Source organism: Paraburkholderia diazotrophica, from assembly GCF_900108945.1.
Taxonomy (GTDB): Bacteria; Pseudomonadota; Gammaproteobacteria; order Burkholderiales; family Burkholderiaceae; genus Paraburkholderia; species Paraburkholderia diazotrophica.
This window is the reverse complement of the sequence record NZ_FNYE01000028.1, coordinates 1-15060: the sequence shown is the minus strand read 5'-3', so window position 1 is coordinate 15060 and position 15060 is coordinate 1. Positions and strand designations below refer to the sequence as shown.

At 63.3% G+C, this 15060-nt stretch carries 16 protein-coding genes; 5 read left to right on the top strand and 11 right to left on the bottom strand.

All coding sequences use genetic code 11. The annotated features are described in order from the left end of the window. Positions 1-65: 65 nt before the first annotated feature. The 4 genes from leuD to BMW76_RS27830 all read right to left on the bottom strand — a co-directional run bounded on the left by leuD (position 66) and on the right by BMW76_RS27830 (position 3800). Positions 66-719 carry a 3-isopropylmalate dehydratase small subunit gene (gene leuD / locus BMW76_RS27845; protein ID WP_090871109.1) on the bottom strand — a complete coding sequence of 218 codons (654 nt, stop codon included), beginning with the start codon at positions 717-719 and terminating at the stop codon, positions 66-68. Positions 720-792: 73 nt separating this feature from the next. Continuing rightward, positions 793-957 carry an entericidin A/B family lipoprotein gene (locus tag BMW76_RS27840; protein ID WP_087735655.1) on the bottom strand — a complete coding sequence of 55 codons (165 nt, stop codon included), beginning with the start codon at positions 955-957 and terminating at the stop codon, positions 793-795. Continuing rightward, a complete protein-coding gene (gene leuC / locus BMW76_RS27835; protein ID WP_090871107.1) occupies positions 954-2363 on the bottom strand; it encodes a 3-isopropylmalate dehydratase large subunit in 1410 nt (469 codons plus the stop codon). Before leuC ends, BMW76_RS27840 begins: the two co-directional genes overlap by 4 nt. Before the next feature lie 192 nt (positions 2364-2555). Beyond that, the gene (locus BMW76_RS27830; protein WP_090871104.1) at positions 2556-3800 is read right to left on the bottom strand and encodes a DUF1479 domain-containing protein; all 1245 of its coding nucleotides are present in this window, start codon (positions 3798-3800) and stop codon (positions 2556-2558) included. 147 nt (positions 3801-3947) lie between these two features. On the opposite strand from BMW76_RS27830, the gene BMW76_RS27825 reads away from it, so the two are divergent. After that, a complete protein-coding gene (locus tag BMW76_RS27825; RefSeq protein WP_090871102.1) occupies positions 3948-4910 on the top strand; it encodes a helix-turn-helix domain-containing protein in 963 nt (320 codons plus the stop codon). Between the two features lie 87 nt (positions 4911-4997). Here BMW76_RS27825 and gltA read toward each other — a convergent pair whose 3' ends face one another. The 7 genes from gltA to BMW76_RS27790 all read right to left on the bottom strand — a co-directional run bounded on the left by gltA (position 4998) and on the right by BMW76_RS27790 (position 10920). Next, a complete protein-coding gene (gene gltA / locus BMW76_RS27820; protein WP_090871100.1) occupies positions 4998-6299 on the bottom strand; it encodes a citrate synthase in 1302 nt (433 codons plus the stop codon). An 82-nt stretch (positions 6300-6381) separates the two neighbouring features. After that, positions 6382-6654 carry an FAD assembly factor SdhE gene (locus tag BMW76_RS27815; protein WP_090871098.1) on the bottom strand — a complete coding sequence of 91 codons (273 nt, stop codon included), beginning with the start codon at positions 6652-6654 and terminating at the stop codon, positions 6382-6384. A 1-nt stretch (position 6655) separates the two neighbouring features. Then, the gene (locus BMW76_RS27810) at positions 6656-7360 is read right to left on the bottom strand and encodes a succinate dehydrogenase iron-sulfur subunit (protein WP_008924387.1); all 705 of its coding nucleotides are present in this window, start codon (positions 7358-7360) and stop codon (positions 6656-6658) included. Between the two features lie 37 nt (positions 7361-7397). Further along, positions 7398-9173 (bottom strand): succinate dehydrogenase flavoprotein subunit, encoded by a 1776-nt coding sequence (gene sdhA / locus BMW76_RS27805; protein ID WP_090871096.1) that lies wholly within the window; start codon positions 9171-9173, stop codon positions 7398-7400. 4 nt (positions 9174-9177) lie between these two features. Next, positions 9178-9546, bottom strand: coding sequence for a succinate dehydrogenase, hydrophobic membrane anchor protein (sdhD, locus tag BMW76_RS27800; protein ID WP_090871094.1), 369 nt, complete (start codon positions 9544-9546; stop codon positions 9178-9180). Positions 9547-9550: 4 nt separating this feature from the next. Beyond that, entirely contained in the window at positions 9551-9967 is a 417-nt protein-coding gene (sdhC, locus tag BMW76_RS27795; RefSeq protein WP_090871092.1) for a succinate dehydrogenase, cytochrome b556 subunit, read from the bottom strand. A 152-nt stretch (positions 9968-10119) separates the two neighbouring features. Then, complete coding sequence (locus tag BMW76_RS27790; protein ID WP_087735664.1) at positions 10120-10920, bottom strand: GntR family transcriptional regulator; 801 nt, start codon at positions 10918-10920, stop codon at positions 10120-10122. A 522-nt stretch (positions 10921-11442) separates the two neighbouring features. Between BMW76_RS27790 and BMW76_RS27785 the strand changes: the two genes are divergently transcribed. From BMW76_RS27785 to BMW76_RS27770, 4 genes are all read left to right on the top strand, one after another. Continuing rightward, the gene (locus tag BMW76_RS27785) at positions 11443-12426 is read left to right on the top strand and encodes a malate dehydrogenase (protein ID WP_087735665.1); all 984 of its coding nucleotides are present in this window, start codon (positions 11443-11445) and stop codon (positions 12424-12426) included. Between the two features lie 240 nt (positions 12427-12666). After that, on the top strand, positions 12667-13689 hold the full coding sequence (locus BMW76_RS27780) for an HpcH/HpaI aldolase/citrate lyase family protein (RefSeq protein WP_090871090.1): 1023 nt from the start codon (positions 12667-12669) through the stop codon (positions 13687-13689). Continuing rightward, the gene (gene prpB, locus BMW76_RS27775; protein WP_090871089.1) at positions 13686-14600 is read left to right on the top strand and encodes a methylisocitrate lyase; all 915 of its coding nucleotides are present in this window, start codon (positions 13686-13688) and stop codon (positions 14598-14600) included. The genes BMW76_RS27780 and prpB overlap by 4 nt, the downstream gene beginning before the upstream one ends. A 30-nt stretch (positions 14601-14630) precedes the next feature. Further along, positions 14631-15060 (top strand): citrate/2-methylcitrate synthase (locus tag BMW76_RS27770; protein WP_281248557.1); only part of this gene is annotated, 430 nt, incomplete at its 3' end.

The window sequence follows — 15060 nt, the reverse complement described above, 5'->3', positions numbered from 1 at the left end:
ATTTCTATCAGGCCCTCATCGGGCGCTTCAACACGTGAGCGTGAGCGCGAACACAAACGCGCGCTTCAGCGCACGAGGCGATGGTTCAGCCACGGCTGCTTCGCGATGCGCTCCGCTTCGAACTGGCGGATCTTGTCCGCGTGACGAAGCGTGAGGCCGATGTCGTCGAAGCCATTCAGCAGACAGTACTTGCGGAAAGCGGCAACCTCGAACGGATACTCGGTGCCGCCGTCCGTCGTGCGCACGACCTGCTTGTCGAGATCGACGGTCAGCTGGAAGCCGGTGAACGCAAAAGTTTCGTTGAACAGATGGTCGACCTGCTGCTCCGTCAGAACGATCGGCAACAGGCCGTTCTTGAAGCAGTTGTTGTAGAAGATGTCCGCGAAGCTCGGCGCGATGATCGCGCGGAAGCCGTACTGTTGCAGCGCCCACGGCGCGTGCTCACGCGAGCTGCCGCAGCCGAAGTTCTGGCGCGCGAGCAGGATCGACGCGCCCTGGTAGCGCGGCTGGTTCAGCACGAAATCGGGGTTCAGCGGACGCTTCGAGTTGTCCTGGCCCGGCTCGCCGTGATCGAGGTAACGCCATTCGTCGAATGCGTTCGGACCGAAGCCCGTGCGCTTGATCGACTTCAGGAACTGCTTCGGAATGATCGCGTCGGTGTCGACGTTCTCGCGATCGAGCGGCGCCACGACGCCGGTGTGTACGATGAATTTTTCCATGACGCTTTCGCCTGTTCGAAGCCGGACGGCGCGCGCTGTGCGCGGCAGGCGCGTCCGGCGAATCAAAAACCGCTTACTTTGCCGCCTTGTCGCTGATCGACCCGCCCAGATGCTGCAGGTCTTCGCCAAAGCCATGCACCGTGTTGCAACCGGCGAGTCCGAGCAGCAGCCCGGCGAGCGTCGCGAGTGCGAATCGGCGCAGAAGTGCGATGCGATCGATGTTCATGTTGCGTGTCATCCCAGCTTGCGAATGTCGACGAAATGCCCTTCGATGGCGGCAGCAGCGGCCATCGCGGGGCTCACGAGGTGCGTGCGTCCGCCCGCGCCCTGACGGCCTTCGAAGTTGCGGTTCGACGTGGACGCGCAACGCTCGCCCGGCTCGAGCCGGTCGGCGTTCATCGCGAGACACATCGAGCAGCCCGGCTCGCGCCATTCGAAACCGGCGTCGGTGAACACCTTGTCGAGTCCTTCGCGCTCGGCTTGCGCCTTCACGAGACCCGAGCCGGGCACGACCATCGCGAGACGGACGTTCGACGCGACGCGGCGGCCGAGCTTTTTCACGACCCAGGCAGCCGCGCGCAGGTCTTCGATGCGCGCGTTCGTGCACGAACCGATGAAGATCTTGTCCGGCTTGATCGATTCGATGGGCAGATTCGGCTCGAGCGCCATGTACTGCAGAGCGCGTTCCATCGCGTCGCGCTTCACCGGGTCTTTCTCCTTCTCCGGATCAGGCACGCGGCCGTCGACGGACGTGACCATTTCCGGAGAAGTGCCCCACGTCACTTGCGGCACGATGTCGGCGGCGTTCAGCTCGACCACGCGATCGAATTGCGCGTCCGGATCGGACTTGAACTGCTTCCAGTACTCGACGGCCTGATCCCACTCGACGCCTTCCGGCGAGAACGGACGGCCCTTCAGGTATTCGATCGTCGTATCGTCGACGGCGACCATGCCGGCGCGCGCGCCCCCTTCGATCGCCATGTTGCAGACGGTCATGCGGCCCTCCATCGACAGCGCGCGAATCGTCGAGCCGCCGAATTCGATTGCGTAGCCCGTGCCGCCTGCCGTGCCGATCTTGCCGATGATCGCGAGCACGATGTCCTTCGCGGTGCAGCCGCGCGGCAACGCGCCTTCGACCTTCACGAGCATGTTCTTGCTCTTCTTCTGCAGAAGCGTCTGCGTGGCCAGCACGTGCTCGACTTCCGACGTACCGATGCCGTGCGCCAGCGCGCCGAACGCGCCGTGCGTCGACGTGTGCGAGTCGCCGCAGACGATCGTCATGCCCGGCAGCGTCGCGCCCTGCTCCGGCCCGATGATGTGCACGATGCCCTGGCGCAGATCGTTCATCTTGAACTGCGTGATGCCGAAGGAATCGCAGTTCGCGTCGAGCGTATCGACCTGCAGCTTGGACACCGGATCGGCGATGCCGTGGCTGCGATCCGTGGTGGGAACGTTGTGATCCGACACAGCCAGATTAGCGCTGATGCGCCACACCGGGCGCTTCGCCATCTTCAGGCCTTCGAACGCCTGCGGGCTGGTCACTTCATGCAGCAGATGACGGTCGATGTAGAGAATTGCCGTACCGTCTTCTTCCGTGTGGATCACGTGCGTGTTCCACAATTTGTCGTAGAGAGTCTGTGCCATGGTATGCGGGGTAGTAATGACAACGGGCAGTTCGTGTCCGGTCGATTATGCCACGCAGTTGGCGCCAGGGGCTCACCAGCCATCGAAAAAACCGATAAAAAACATGGAGTTGGCTGGTAGTGCCGATACCTGTATCGGCACTACCAGCGCCTCGCCGTTCGAATCCCGCGTTTCGGCGCGCCGCAGGCGCGCTCAGAGATCGAACCCGAGTTGTGCGCGGCCCAGCGGCGTCAGGTCGCTCTCCGTCGCGCGTCCGATAAAGTCCGTTTCGAAGTGATCGGACGGAAAATCGGGCGGGCTCTCGCCACGCATGAAGCTCGGCAACTGGCGCTTCAGATACGCCTCGTTCTTCGCGCACCACGGCGCCGACGCGATATACATCACGTTGCTATAGCCGCTGCCGCGATGCGCGTCTTCGACGGAATGCACGACGTCGCAGTGCCAGAAAACGGCGTCGCCCGGCTGCATGTGAGGAATCGGCGTGACGGCTTCGAGCAGCAACGCGTGCCATTCCCGCTTGATCGACAGCGCGCGCGACGGTTGGGCGCCGCACAACTCGTCGTCGGGGACGTCGTCCTGAAGCGCGCGCAGCAGGACGTACGGCATCGCGTTCGCGATCGGGACCAGTTGCAGCGTGCCGTCGCCCGGGCCTTGCGCCGTCAGCGCCGTCCAGCCCTGAAACGTGCGGAACATCGAGCATACGGCGGGCGACGGAATCTCTTCGGCATCGGGACGGAACGCGGCGTCGTAGGCATCGTAGGCGCGCCAGTTGCCCGACAGCACGTGCCGATAGACCTTCCGGTAATTCGGATCGAGCCACCGTTCGACGGAGCCGCCGTCGACGTGCGGCGACAACCCCAGCGATTCCGAGCCCGGCGGCCGCCGGCGGATACGATCCGCGTAGACGGGCACGCGATCGGGATCGAAATGGCGCTTGCCTTCGCTTTCCGCGCGCCACAGCCGGTTGAGAAACACGCGCGTGTTCGTCAACTGCTCCGACTGGCGCGCGAGCGTCTGGGGCTTCGACCAGTACACGCCATAGATCTGCGGCTTGCTCGACGCCAGCGTGCCGAAGTACTTGTCCTCCGCGCGATGCGCGAGCCGGTCGTCGAGATGGTTGCTCGCGACGTATTGCGCGATTTCGTCGTTCCATTCGCTCGCCTGCTGCGGATCGAACACGCGGCGCACGACGCACGCGCCACGTTCCTTGATGCGCGCGACGACGCGCGGATCGACGTCGCCCGACGCAATCGACGCGTAGTCGAATACGGGTATCGCCTCCTCGCCGCGCTCACGCTCGCGGCGGATCGCTTCGACCTGCCGGGCGATCGCGCCTTCGACTTCGCGGAACACCTTCGCATAGTCCGGCAGCGCGTCGCGCAGCACGCGTTTCGTGCTGCGAATCGCCTCGGGTATGTTGTCGATGATGAGTGGCATGGTGTGTCTCCGTTGGACTGATCGTGTACCGCCAGATTAGGCATCTTCAACTGGCATCGGCGATGCAATCCAGCCATTTATCGATACAATCCGGACACGCAGCCAACGCCGCCATACCGCGTGAGCGAAGACAGCCAGGAGCCGCCGATGAAGCCGCAATACGAACGCGTGACGATTCCCGACGGCTGCTCGGTGCGCGTCTATCACCGGCGGCTCGCGCAGATTCCGTTCGAATGGCATCACCATCCGGAATACGAGCTGACGCTGACGCTGAACAGCCGGGGCCGCCGCTTTATCGGCGATCACGTCGACGACTACGCCACCGACGATCTCGTGCTCGTGCCGCCCGATATGCCGCACACGTGGGCCTCGACAGCGCCCGTCGATGCGGCGCGTCCGCAGGTGGCGATCGTCGTGTGGTTCAGCGGCGACTGGGCGCGGCGCGTGGCCGACTGCTGCCCCGAGTTTGCGCCGCTTTCGAAGCTTTTGCGGCGCGCCGCGCCGGGCCTGCATTTCGACCCGGCCGCGACGGCCATGATGCGCGGGCAAGTCGATGCGCTGCTGGATGCCGAACCGCGCACGCGTCTTTCCGCCGCGCTCGACATCCTCGCCCGGCTCGCCGATGCCTGTGCGCAGCCGCTTGCGTCGCCGTCGGCGCACACGGGCAAGCCCGATGAGATGGCCTCCGAGGCCGAGCGCCTGAACCGCGTGCTCGATCTCATCGACAGGCGCTTCGACGAGCCGCTGCGCATCGCCGATCTGTGTGCCGTCGCGCATCTCTCCGAGCGCTCGCTGCATCGCCATTTCATGCGGCACGTCGGCGAAAGCGTGGGGCGCTATCTGAGCCGAGTGCGCATCGGCTACGCGTCGCGTCAACTGACCGCGACGACGTGGCCCGTTTCCGTGATCGCGACGAAAGCAGGCATTCCGAATCTCGCCAATTTCAACCGGCAGTTCCTCGCGACGCGCGGCATGACGCCGAGCGCGTGGCGCCAGTTCTTCGAAACACACGGACATGCGCCCGCCGGCACGCCGCAGCCCCCGCTCGACGTGCGCCCGCCGTCGCTGGAGCAGACGGCCACGCGCAAGCGAACGGCGCGCACAAAATAAAACACCCCGACGGCGGACCGTCGGGGTGTTTCTGTCGATGCGTTCGATGCGCTCGATGCGTGCTCGAGGCGCTAGCGCGCCCGTCGCTTAGCGCTTGGCGATCGGCTTTGCTTCACGCGGCGTTTCGCCGATGAACAGCTGACGCGGACGGCCGATCTTCTGCTCGGGATCGGCGATCATTTCGTTCCACTGCGCGATCCAGCCGACGGTACGCGCCATCGCGAAGATGCACGTGAACATCGACGTCGGGATGCCCAGCGCGCGCTGCACGATGCCCGAGTAGAAATCGACGTTCGGGTACAGCTTGCGCGACACGAAGTACTCGTCTTCCAGCGCGATCTTTTCGAGCGCCATCGCGAGCTTGAACAACGGGTCGTCGTGCAGGCCCAGTTCGTTCAGCACTTCGTGGCACGTCTCGCGCATCAGCTTCGCGCGCGGATCGTAGTTCTTGTACACGCGGTGGCCGAAGCCCATCAGCTTCACGCCTGAGTTCTTGTCCTTCACCTGCTTGATGAACTCAGGAATGTTGTCGACCGAGCCGATCTCTTCCAGCATGTTCAGCGCGGCTTCGTTCGCGCCGCCGTGCGCCGGGCCCCACAGACAGGCGATACCCGCTGCGATACACGCGAACGGATTCGCGCCCGACGAACCGGCCAGACGCACCGTCGACGTCGACGCGTTCTGCTCGTGGTCTGCGTGCAGGATCAGGATGCGGTCCAGCGCGCGGACCAGTACTTCGTTGACCTTGTACTCTTCGCACGGGTTCGAGAACATCATGCGCATGAAGTTCGCGCTGTACGACAGATTGTTCTGCGGATACACGAACGGCTGGCCGATCGAGTACTTGTACGCCATCGCGACCAGCGTCGGCAGCTTCGCGATCATGCGGATCGCGGAGACTTCACGGTGACGCGGGTTATTGATGTCGAGCGAGTCGTGATAGAACGCCGACAGCGCGCCGACTGCGGCGACGAGAATCGCCATCGGATGCGCGTCGCGGCGGAAACCGCGGAAGAAGAACTGCATCTGCTCGTGAACCATCGTGTGGTTCGTGACCGTCTTCACGAACTCGTCCTTCTGCGCCTGGTTCGGCAGATCGTCCTTCAGCAGCAGGTAGCACGTTTCGAGGAAGTCGGCGTTTTGCGCGAGGTTGTCGATCGGGAAGCCGCGGTACAGCAGCTCACCCTTGTCGCCGTCAATGTAGGTGATCGCCGAGTTGCACGACGCCGTCGACATGAAGCCCGGGTCATACGTGAACTTGCCGGTTTGACCGTACAGCTTTCGGATGTCGATCACGTCCGGGCCCATCGAACCCTTGTAAATCGGCATTTCAACGCTCGGCGAGTTGTCGCTGAACGATAGCGTGGCTTTAACATCTGACGGGGTCATAGCACATCCTCAATCGAAAGTATGGAAACAGGGTTTCGATAATTGCACGCCTGGATCAAACTTACCTGCGCACCTGTGACGCTCACACAGTGCGCAGCATCTCCAGCACCCGCGCGACGTCGGCGTCGGCGAGGTCGCCTTCCGGTTCCTTGCGTGCGAGAAGCAAGTCCATCAGGTCGTTATCGCTCAGTTCGAGCAGGCGCGTGAGCGCGCCTACGTCCGCATCACTGAGGTCATGCTCATATCGGCTGAAAAAACGTTCGAAGATCAGATCGTTTTCCAGCAGGCCGCGCCGCGCGCGCCAGCGGAGACGCGCGCGGCGTAGAGGGTCGGACTGATGCGATGATCCGTCCATCTCAGACAGCGCGGCGAACCATCAATTCCTTGATCTTGCCGATCGCCTTCGTCGGATTGAGGCCCTTCGGGCACACGTCGACGCAGTTCATGATCGTATGGCAACGGAACAGACGGTACGGATCTTCCAGGTTGTCGAGACGCTCGCCCGTCGCCTGATCGCGGCTGTCCGCGATGAAGCGATAGGCTTGCAGCAGACCCGCCGGGCCGACGAACTTGTCCGGGTTCCACCAGAAGCTCGGGCACGACGTCGAGCAGCTGGCGCACAGGATGCACTCGTACAGGCCGTCGAGCTCGTCGCGCTCTTCCGGCGACTGCAGACGTTCCTTTTCCGGCGGCGGCGTATCGTTGATCAGGTACGGCTTGATCGAGTGATACTGGTTGAAGAACTGCGTGAAGTCGCAGATCAGGTCGCGCACGACGGGCAGGCCCGGCAGCGGACGCAGCACGATCTTCTGCGGCAGGTCGTTCAGGTTCGTCAGGCAGGCAAGACCGTTCTTGCCGTTGATGTTCATCGCGTCCGAACCGCACACGCCTTCGCGGCACGAACGGCGGAACGACAGCGTTTCGTCCAGTGCCTTCAGCTTGACGAGCGCGTCCAGCAGCATGCGCTCGTGCGAGTCGATTTCGATCTCGTACGTCTGCATGCGCGGCGCGGCGTCCTTGTCCGGGTCGTAGCGATAGATTTCAAAAGTACGCTTGGCCATTTCTCAGATCCTTTGATGTGCCTTGGAAGGTACGCGCTTAGAAGGTACGTGCCTTCGGCGGCACCGATTCGACGGTCAGCGGCTGCATGTGAACCGGCTTGTAGTCGAGGCGATTGCCTTCGCTGAACCACAGCGTATGGCGCAGCCAGTTTTCGTCGTCGCGATGTTCGAAGTCGCTCTGCGCGTGCGCGCCGCGGCTTTCCTTGCGAGCCTCCGCCGACACCATCGTCGCGCGCGCCACTTCGATCATGTTCTCCACTTCGAGCGCTTCGATGCGCGCGGTGTTGAACACCTTCGACTTGTCCTTCAGATGGACGCGAGCCGCGCGTTCCTTCAGTTCCTTCATCTTTTCCACGCCTTCAGCCAGCAGCTTCGACGTGCGGAACACGCCTGCGTGCGCCTGCATCGTCGCGCGGATGTCGTTGCCGACGGTCTGCGCGTATTCGCCCGAGCTGGAGTTCTCGAGCTTTGCGAGACGCGACAGCGCGAAGTCGGCAGCGTCGGCGGGCAGCGGCTTGTGTTCCTTGATTTCCTTCACGTGCTTGACGATATGGTTGCCGGCGGCGCGGCCGAACACCACGAGGTCGAGCAGCGAGTTCGTGCCCAGGCGGTTCGCGCCGTGGACCGACACGCACGAGCATTCGCCGACGGCATAGAAACCGTTGACGGGCTCTTCGTGACCCGTCGACGTACCCACGACCTGGCCGTGGATGTTCGTCGGAATGCCACCCATCTGATAGTGGATGGTCGGCACGACGGGGATCGGCTCCTTGATGCAGTCGACGTTCGCGAACTTCAGTGCGATTTCGCGGATCGACGGCAGACGCTTCATGATCGTCTCAGCGCCGATGTGCGAGAGATCGAGCAGCACGTGGTCCTTGTTCGGACCGACGCCGCGACCTTCCTTGATTTCCTGGTCCATCGAGCGCGAAACGAAGTCGCGCGGCGCCAGGTCTTTCAGCGTCGGCGCGTAGCGCTCCATGAAGCGCTCGCCGTTCGAGTTGCGCAGAATGCCGCCTTCGCCACGCACGCCTTCCGTAATCAACACGCCCGCGCCCGCGACGCCCGTCGGGTGGAACTGCCAGAACTCCATGTCCTGCAGCGCGATGCCCGAGCGGGCCGCCATGCCGAGGCCGTCGCCCGTGTTGATGAACGCGTTCGTCGATGCCGCAAAGATGCGGCCCGCGCCGCCCGTGGCGAACAGCGTGGTCTTGCCTTCGAGGATGTAGACGTCGCCCGTTTCCATTTCGAGCGCGGTCACGCCCAGCACGTCGCCGTCGGCGTCGCGGATCAGGTCCAGCGCCATCCATTCGACGAAGAACGTCGTCTTGGCCTCGACGTTCTGCTGATACAGCGTGTGCAACAGCGCGTGGCCGGTACGGTCAGCCGCTGCACAAGCGCGCTGCACGGGCTTTTCGCCGTAGTTCGCGGTGTGGCCGCCGAACGGGCGCTGATAGATCGTGCCGTCCGCGTTGCGGTCGAACGGCATGCCGAAGTGTTCCAGCTCGTACACGGCGTTCGGCGCTTCGCGGCACATGAACTCGATCGCGTCCTGGTCGCCGAGCCAGTCGGAGCCCTTGATCGTGTCGTAGAAGTGATAGTGCCAGTTGTCTTCGCTCATGTTGCCGAGCGACGCGCCGATGCCGCCTTGAGCAGCGACCGTGTGCGAGCGCGTCGGGAAGACCTTCGACAGCACGCAGACCGACAGGCCCGCGCGCGCGAGTTGCAGCGAGGCGCGCATCCCGGAGCCGCCCGCGCCGACGATGACCACGTCGAAGCGGCGACGCGGCAGAGAATTCTTGATTGCAGCCATTCTTTTACACTCTCCAGAGAATCTGCGCAGCGTAGCCCGCGCAAGCGAGCAGCCAGACGATCGTCAACGCTTGAAGCAGAAGGCGCGTGCCAACGGGCTTGATGTAGTCCATCCAGATATCGCGGATGCCGACCCAGGCGTGATAGAACAGCGACAGCAGCGTGACGAAGGTGGCCAGCTTCATCCACTGCGTGGCGAAGATGCCGGCCCAGCCGTCGTAAGAGAATGCCTGCGCGCCGAAGAACCAGCACAGCAGAATGATGGTGTAGACGGCCATGATGACGGCCGTGATGCGCTGTGCGAGCCAGTCGCGCAGACCGTAGTGAGCGCCGACGACGAGGCGCTTCGAGCCAACACGGTTATTAGCTGACATTTTTTTAGAATGCTCCGAACAGTTTGAGCGCGAATGCAATCGTCAATAGCGACGACACGACGATCACGACGATCGACGTGTTCTTGCCGCGTTCCTTCGACACTGCGTCATGGTTCATGTCCATCAACAGGTGACGGACGCCGGCGCAGAAGTGGAACAGGAAGGCCCACGCGAGAACGAGCGTGATGAGCTTGACGATGATGTTGGACAGGAAGCCCTTGAAAACTTCGAAACTGAGTTCAGATGTGAGACTCTGATCGAAGAGGTACAGCAGGAACGGAAGGAAGATGAAGAGCAGTCCACCGCTTACGCGATGGAGAATCGACACGCGTCCCGCGAGAGGGAGACGATATGCCGTCAATATCTGCCCGATACCGATGTTCCGGAATTCCGGCCTCGGTTTTTTTACGGCTTCAGCCATGCTAGACCCCTACTATGTAGTCACACTAATCCGCAATTTTAGCGCCTTTTTATTTCGCGCTGCAGCGAAACCCCGCACAAGACAGCGTTACGCCACGCGCACATAAAGGCACAGGCAAGCCTCGCCGCAAGCCCACGGCAAAGCTGCTTCGCTCAACTCAAGTCGTTCTGATAGTAATACCCGGTTGTGACATACCATCCTCGTCGAACTTCGACGGGACGATCCCCATAGGTATAGGACACGCGCTCCACGGATAACAGCGGAAATCCCGTCGGCACATGCAGCAGATCTGCAACGGCCGGGTCCGCGGCAACGGCGCGAATCTTCTCCGATGCGCGGATCATCCGCGTGCCGAACTCCGTTTCGAACATCGCATAGAGCGGCCCCTTGTACTCCGACAGGCGCTCGAGCGTCAGCCCGCGGAACACGCCGCCCGGCAGCCAGATCTCGTCGAGCACGGTGTCTTCGCCGTCGAAGGTCAGGAGGCGCTTGATCAGCACGACGGGATCGGCCGGCTTCAGATCCAGTTGCCGCGCGATTTCCGCCGACGCGCGCAGACGCCGGCATTCGAGCAGCCGGCTGATATGCGGATGCTCGGCGCCGTCGTCGGCGAGAAGGCGCAGAAAGCGGAACTGGGCGCGGTCTTCGTTGTGCGTAGCAACAAAGGTGCCCTTGCCCTGGCGGCGCACCAGCAGGTTGTCCGCGGCGAGTTCGTCGATCGCCTTGCGCACGGTGCCCTGGCTGACCTTGTAACGCGCAGCCAGCTCGACTTCACTTGGAATGATCTCGCCGGGCTTCCATTCACCCGATTCGAGACTCTGCGTGATGAGCGCCTTGATCTGCTGATAAAGAGGACTGAAGGTCGGCGATGGAGCCGGCGTGGAGACAGGCGCGGCGTCACCTGCGCCGGACGCGCCGGGAGGGTTTGCTGTGCTGGCCTGGTTCGAATTCATGCGCGCATTTCAACACAAAGCGCGTCATGCCGTCCAGATTTTTTGCCGCAATAATCATGTCTTATATAAGACATAAGATACTGTTGACTTTGTGCGTCCCGAATCCTACACTCCTTGTCGAGCAAGGGTTTGCGGGTAGTGCCACGCATTTTTGACAGCGCTTTGTGTCAGCAGCGTGATGCACCGAAGGCCGCCCTGCATCCAGGTTTCGCTTCGCCCTGCATTGCCCGGCATGCGCCGTCAATGCCCGCCGAAACGCGCTGTTTGCAGGAGCCCGCGCCATGCAGCGGCCACGTCCGGCATCGCCGCGGGGCGAGCCTCGTCAGCATCTCCCGTTCCCCATGCTCGGCAGCACCGATTATCCGGCATGGCGGTTTCGCCGGCGGCGCGCCTTCTGGCCTTCTCGTGAGCGCCCGCAAGGCTCGCGCAGCGAATTTGCCGTGCTTAAACCACGCTTCGCGTAACGCGCATATAGAATGGCGTTTTCCCTAGCGTTCAACGCATCGTCCTGGAGATTTCTCAATGGCTAAGCCCGCAAAGCGCGTTGCCGTCACTGGCGCCGCAGGTCAAATCGGTTACTCCCTGCTGTTCCGCATCGCCAATGGCGACATGCTCGGCAAGGACCAGCCGGTCATCCTGCAGTTGCTGGACCTGCCGCAAGCGCAAGCCGCCGTCAAAGGCGTCGTGATGGAACTCGAAGACTGCGCGTTCCCGCTGCTCGCGGGTGTCGTGGTGACTGACGATCCCAAGGTCGCGTTCAAGGATGCCGACGTCGCTCTGCTGGTCGGCGCGCGTCCGCGTTCGAAAGGCATGGAGCGCAAAGACCTGCTGTCGGCGAACGCCGAAATCTTCACGGTGCAGGGCAAGGCGCTGAACGAAGTCGCAAGCCGTGACGTGAAGGTGCTGGTCGTCGGCAACCCGGCGAACACGAACGCGTATATCGCAATGAAGTCGGCGCCCGATCTGCCGAAGAAGAACTTCACGGCCATGCTGCGCCTCGACCACAACCGCGCGCTGTCGCAACTGGCCGCGAAGTCGGGCAAGCCCGTTTCGTCGATCGAAAAACTCGTCGTGTGGGGCAACCACTCGCCGACGATGTACCCGGACTTCCGCGTCGCAACAGCCGAGGGCAAGGACCTGACGAAGCTGATCAATGACGACGAATGGAACCGCAACACGTTCATCCCGACGGTCGGCAAGCGCGGCGCGGCGATCATCGAAGCGCGCGGCCTGTCGTCGGCGGCTTCGGCGGCCAACGCGGCAATCGACCACGTGCGTGACTGGGTGCTCGGCACGAACGGCAAGTGGGTGACGATGGGCATTCCGTCGGACGGCTCGTACGGCATCCCCGAAGACATCGTCTACGGCGTGGCCGTGACGTGCGAAAACGGCGAGTACAAGCGTGTCGAAGGCCTGTCGATCGACGCGTTCTCGCGCGAGAAGATGGACAACACGCTGAACGAGCTGCTCGAAGAGCGCGACGGCGTTCAGCACCTGCTCGGCTAATCGCCGGATGCAGACACGAACCGGGACTCCGTTGCAATGCGGCGGGTTCCGGTTTTTTACGTGCGATCTCTTGCATGACGCTCTGCGCGGCAGACGGCATGCAGCAGACCGCAACTGATCCGAACGCGCTTTGATTCATCGGCCTGTTCGACCTGTTTCGACGTGACCCGCTTCGACGCAGGCTGAATCCGGACAGAACGCGCCCGAATCGGATTTTTCAAACACGCTCCCGACGCCGAAATGCGCGCACTGACCCCCGCCGAAGTCCTGTTTGACGGCGAAGCGCCGCCAGCTGTGCTGCCTGCCTGCGATCACTATGCGGGCAGCGAAAAGCTGATGCTCAAATCGCTCGCGTTGCAGCAGCAGCTCGGGCCCGTCTTCGACGTCACGCTCGATTGCGAAGACGGCGCGCAAGTGGGCCGCGAGGCGGAGCATGCCGAGCTTGTCGCGTCGCTCGTCGGCGGCGAGCATGATCGGTTCGGCCGCGTCGGCGTGCGCATTCACGATTTCAACCACGCGCATTGGCGCGACGACGTGCGCCTCATCCTGCGCGCCGCGAAGCGCGCCCCCGCCTACATCACGCTGCCCAAAGTCCGCAACCTGCCCGATGTCGCCGAAATGTGCGCGTTCATCGAGGCCACGCGGCGCGAGCTCGGCATCGCGAAGCCCGTCCCCGTCCATTTGCTGATCGAAACGCACGGCGCGTTGGCACGTGTGTTCGATCTCGCCGCGCTGCCGGGCGTCGAGGCGCTGAGCTTCGGGCTGATGGACTTCGTGTCCGCGCACGACGGCGCGATTCCCGACAGCGCGATGCGCTCGCCGGGCCAGTTCGATCATCCCCTCGTGCGGCGCGCGAAGCTCGAGATTGCGGCGGCTTGCCATGCGCACGGCAAGGTGCCGTCGCACAACGTATCGACGGAAGTTCGCGACATGGACGTGGTCGCAAACGACGCGCTGCGCGCGCGCAACGAATTCGGCTACACGCGCATGTGGAGCATCCATCCGGCGCAGATTCCCGCGATCGTCTCCGCCTTCGCGCCGCGCGACGAAGAAATCGCGACGGCGACGGAAATCCTGCTCGCCGCGCAATCGGCGCAATGGGGCCCGACGCGCCATCGTGACTCGCTGCACGATCGCGCGAGCTATCGCTATTACTGGTCGGTGCTGCGCCGCGCCCGCTCGACGGGCCGCGCAGTACCCGCCGAAGCCACGCCGCTTTTCGGGCCGAACGACATGCCCGCGACGAAGGAGTCCGCATCATGAGCACGACCGCACAACCGTCCGCGGGCGCCGCGTTTCGCGCAGCCGTCGCCGCCGAAAAGCCATTGCAGGTCGTCGGCGCGATCAACGCGAATCACGCGCTGCTCGCGCAACGCGCGGGCTTCAAGGCGATCTACGTATCCGGCGGCGGTGTCGCGGCCGGCTCGCTGGGCTTGCCCGATCTCGGCATCTCGACGCTCGACGACGTGTTGACCGACGTGCGCCGCATCACCGATGTCTGCGATCTGCCGCTGCTCGTCGATGTGGATACGGGCTTCGGCCCGTCGGCGTTCAACATCGCGCGCACGGTGAAGGCGCTGACGAAAGCGGGCGCGGGCGCGATGCACATCGAAGACCAGGTCGGCGCGAAACGCTGCGGACACCGGCCGGGCAAGGCGATCGTGTCGCAAGCCGAAATGGTCGACCGCATCAAGGCGGCCGTCGACGCGCGCACTGATCCTGACTTCGTCATCATGGCGCGCACGGATGCGCTCGCCGTCGAAGGCTTGCAGTCGGCCATCGACCGCGCGGCGGCATGCGTCGAAGCGGGCGCCGACATGATCTTCCCCGAAGCGATGACGGAACTCGGCATGTACAAGCAGTTCGCACAGGCCGTGAAGGTGCCCATTCTCGCTAACATCACCGAGTTCGGGGCGACGCCGCTCTTTACCGTCGACGAGCTGCGCGGCGCGGATGTTTCGCTGGTGCTGTACCCGCTGTCGGCGTTCCGTGCGATGAACAAGGCGGCCGAAAACGTTTACACGGCAATCCGCCGCGACGGCACGCAAAAGGCCGTTGTCGAGACGATGCAGACGCGGGCCGAACTGTACGACCGCATCGGCTATCACGCGTACGAGCAGAAGCTCGACGCGCTGTTCAGCCAGAACACGCAGAAAAGCGGGCAAGACAACTAACGCAAGCGGCACATCAAGGAGACCCCTGGCATGAGCGATACGACGCAAGCGGCTGCACCCGAAACGACAAGCGGCTTCAAGCCGAAGAAATCCGTCGCGCTGTCGGGCGTGACGGCGGGCAACACCGCGCTGTGCACGGTCGGCAAGACGGGCAACGACCTGCACTATCGCGGCTACGATATCCTCGACATCGCGGGCGCCTGCGAATTCGAAGAGGTTGCGTATCTGCTCGTGCACGGCAAGCTGCCGAACGTCGCCGAACTCGCTGCATACAAGACGAAGCTCAAGGCGTTGCGCGGCCTGCCCGCGAACGTGAAAGCGGTGCTCGAATGGATTCCCGCCGCCGCGCACCCGATGGACGTGATGCGCACGGGCGTCTCGGCACTGGGCACGGTGCTGCCGGAGAAGGACGATCACAACCTCGCGGGCGCGCGTGATATCGCCGACCGGCTGATGGCCT

What these genes read in the sequence shown, in the direction of transcription:
- leuD (WP_090871109.1), bottom strand. Translation starts at nt 719, where the DNA reads ATGGAAAAATTCATCGTACACACCGGCGTCGTGGCGCCGCTCGATCGC.
- sdhD (WP_090871094.1), bottom strand. Translation starts at nt 9,546, where the DNA reads ATGTCAGCTAATAACCGTGTTGGCTCGAAGCGCCTCGTCGTCGGCGCT.
- BMW76_RS27815 (WP_090871098.1), bottom strand. Translation starts at nt 6,654, where the DNA reads ATGGACGGATCATCGCATCAGTCCGACCCTCTACGCCGCGCGCGTCTC.
- BMW76_RS27830 (WP_090871104.1), bottom strand. Translation starts at nt 3,800, where the DNA reads ATGCCACTCATCATCGACAACATACCCGAGGCGATTCGCAGCACGAAA.
- leuC (WP_090871107.1), bottom strand. Translation starts at nt 2,363, where the DNA reads ATGGCACAGACTCTCTACGACAAATTGTGGAACACGCACGTGATCCAC.
- BMW76_RS27825 (WP_090871102.1), top strand. Translation starts at nt 3,948, where the DNA reads ATGAAGCCGCAATACGAACGCGTGACGATTCCCGACGGCTGCTCGGTG.
- gltA (WP_090871100.1), bottom strand. Translation starts at nt 6,299, where the DNA reads ATGACCCCGTCAGATGTTAAAGCCACGCTATCGTTCAGCGACAACTCG.
- BMW76_RS27780 (WP_090871090.1), top strand. Translation starts at nt 12,667, where the DNA reads ATGCGCGCACTGACCCCCGCCGAAGTCCTGTTTGACGGCGAAGCGCCG.
- BMW76_RS27785 (WP_087735665.1), top strand. Translation starts at nt 11,443, where the DNA reads ATGGCTAAGCCCGCAAAGCGCGTTGCCGTCACTGGCGCCGCAGGTCAA.
- sdhC (WP_090871092.1), bottom strand. Translation starts at nt 9,967, where the DNA reads ATGGCTGAAGCCGTAAAAAAACCGAGGCCGGAATTCCGGAACATCGGT.
- prpB (WP_090871089.1), top strand. Translation starts at nt 13,686, where the DNA reads ATGAGCACGACCGCACAACCGTCCGCGGGCGCCGCGTTTCGCGCAGCC.
- BMW76_RS27790 (WP_087735664.1), bottom strand. Translation starts at nt 10,920, where the DNA reads ATGAATTCGAACCAGGCCAGCACAGCAAACCCTCCCGGCGCGTCCGGC.
- sdhA (WP_090871096.1), bottom strand. Translation starts at nt 9,173, where the DNA reads ATGGCTGCAATCAAGAATTCTCTGCCGCGTCGCCGCTTCGACGTGGTC.
- BMW76_RS27810 (WP_008924387.1), bottom strand. Translation starts at nt 7,360, where the DNA reads ATGGCCAAGCGTACTTTTGAAATCTATCGCTACGACCCGGACAAGGAC.
- BMW76_RS27840 (WP_087735655.1), bottom strand. Translation starts at nt 957, where the DNA reads ATGACACGCAACATGAACATCGATCGCATCGCACTTCTGCGCCGATTC.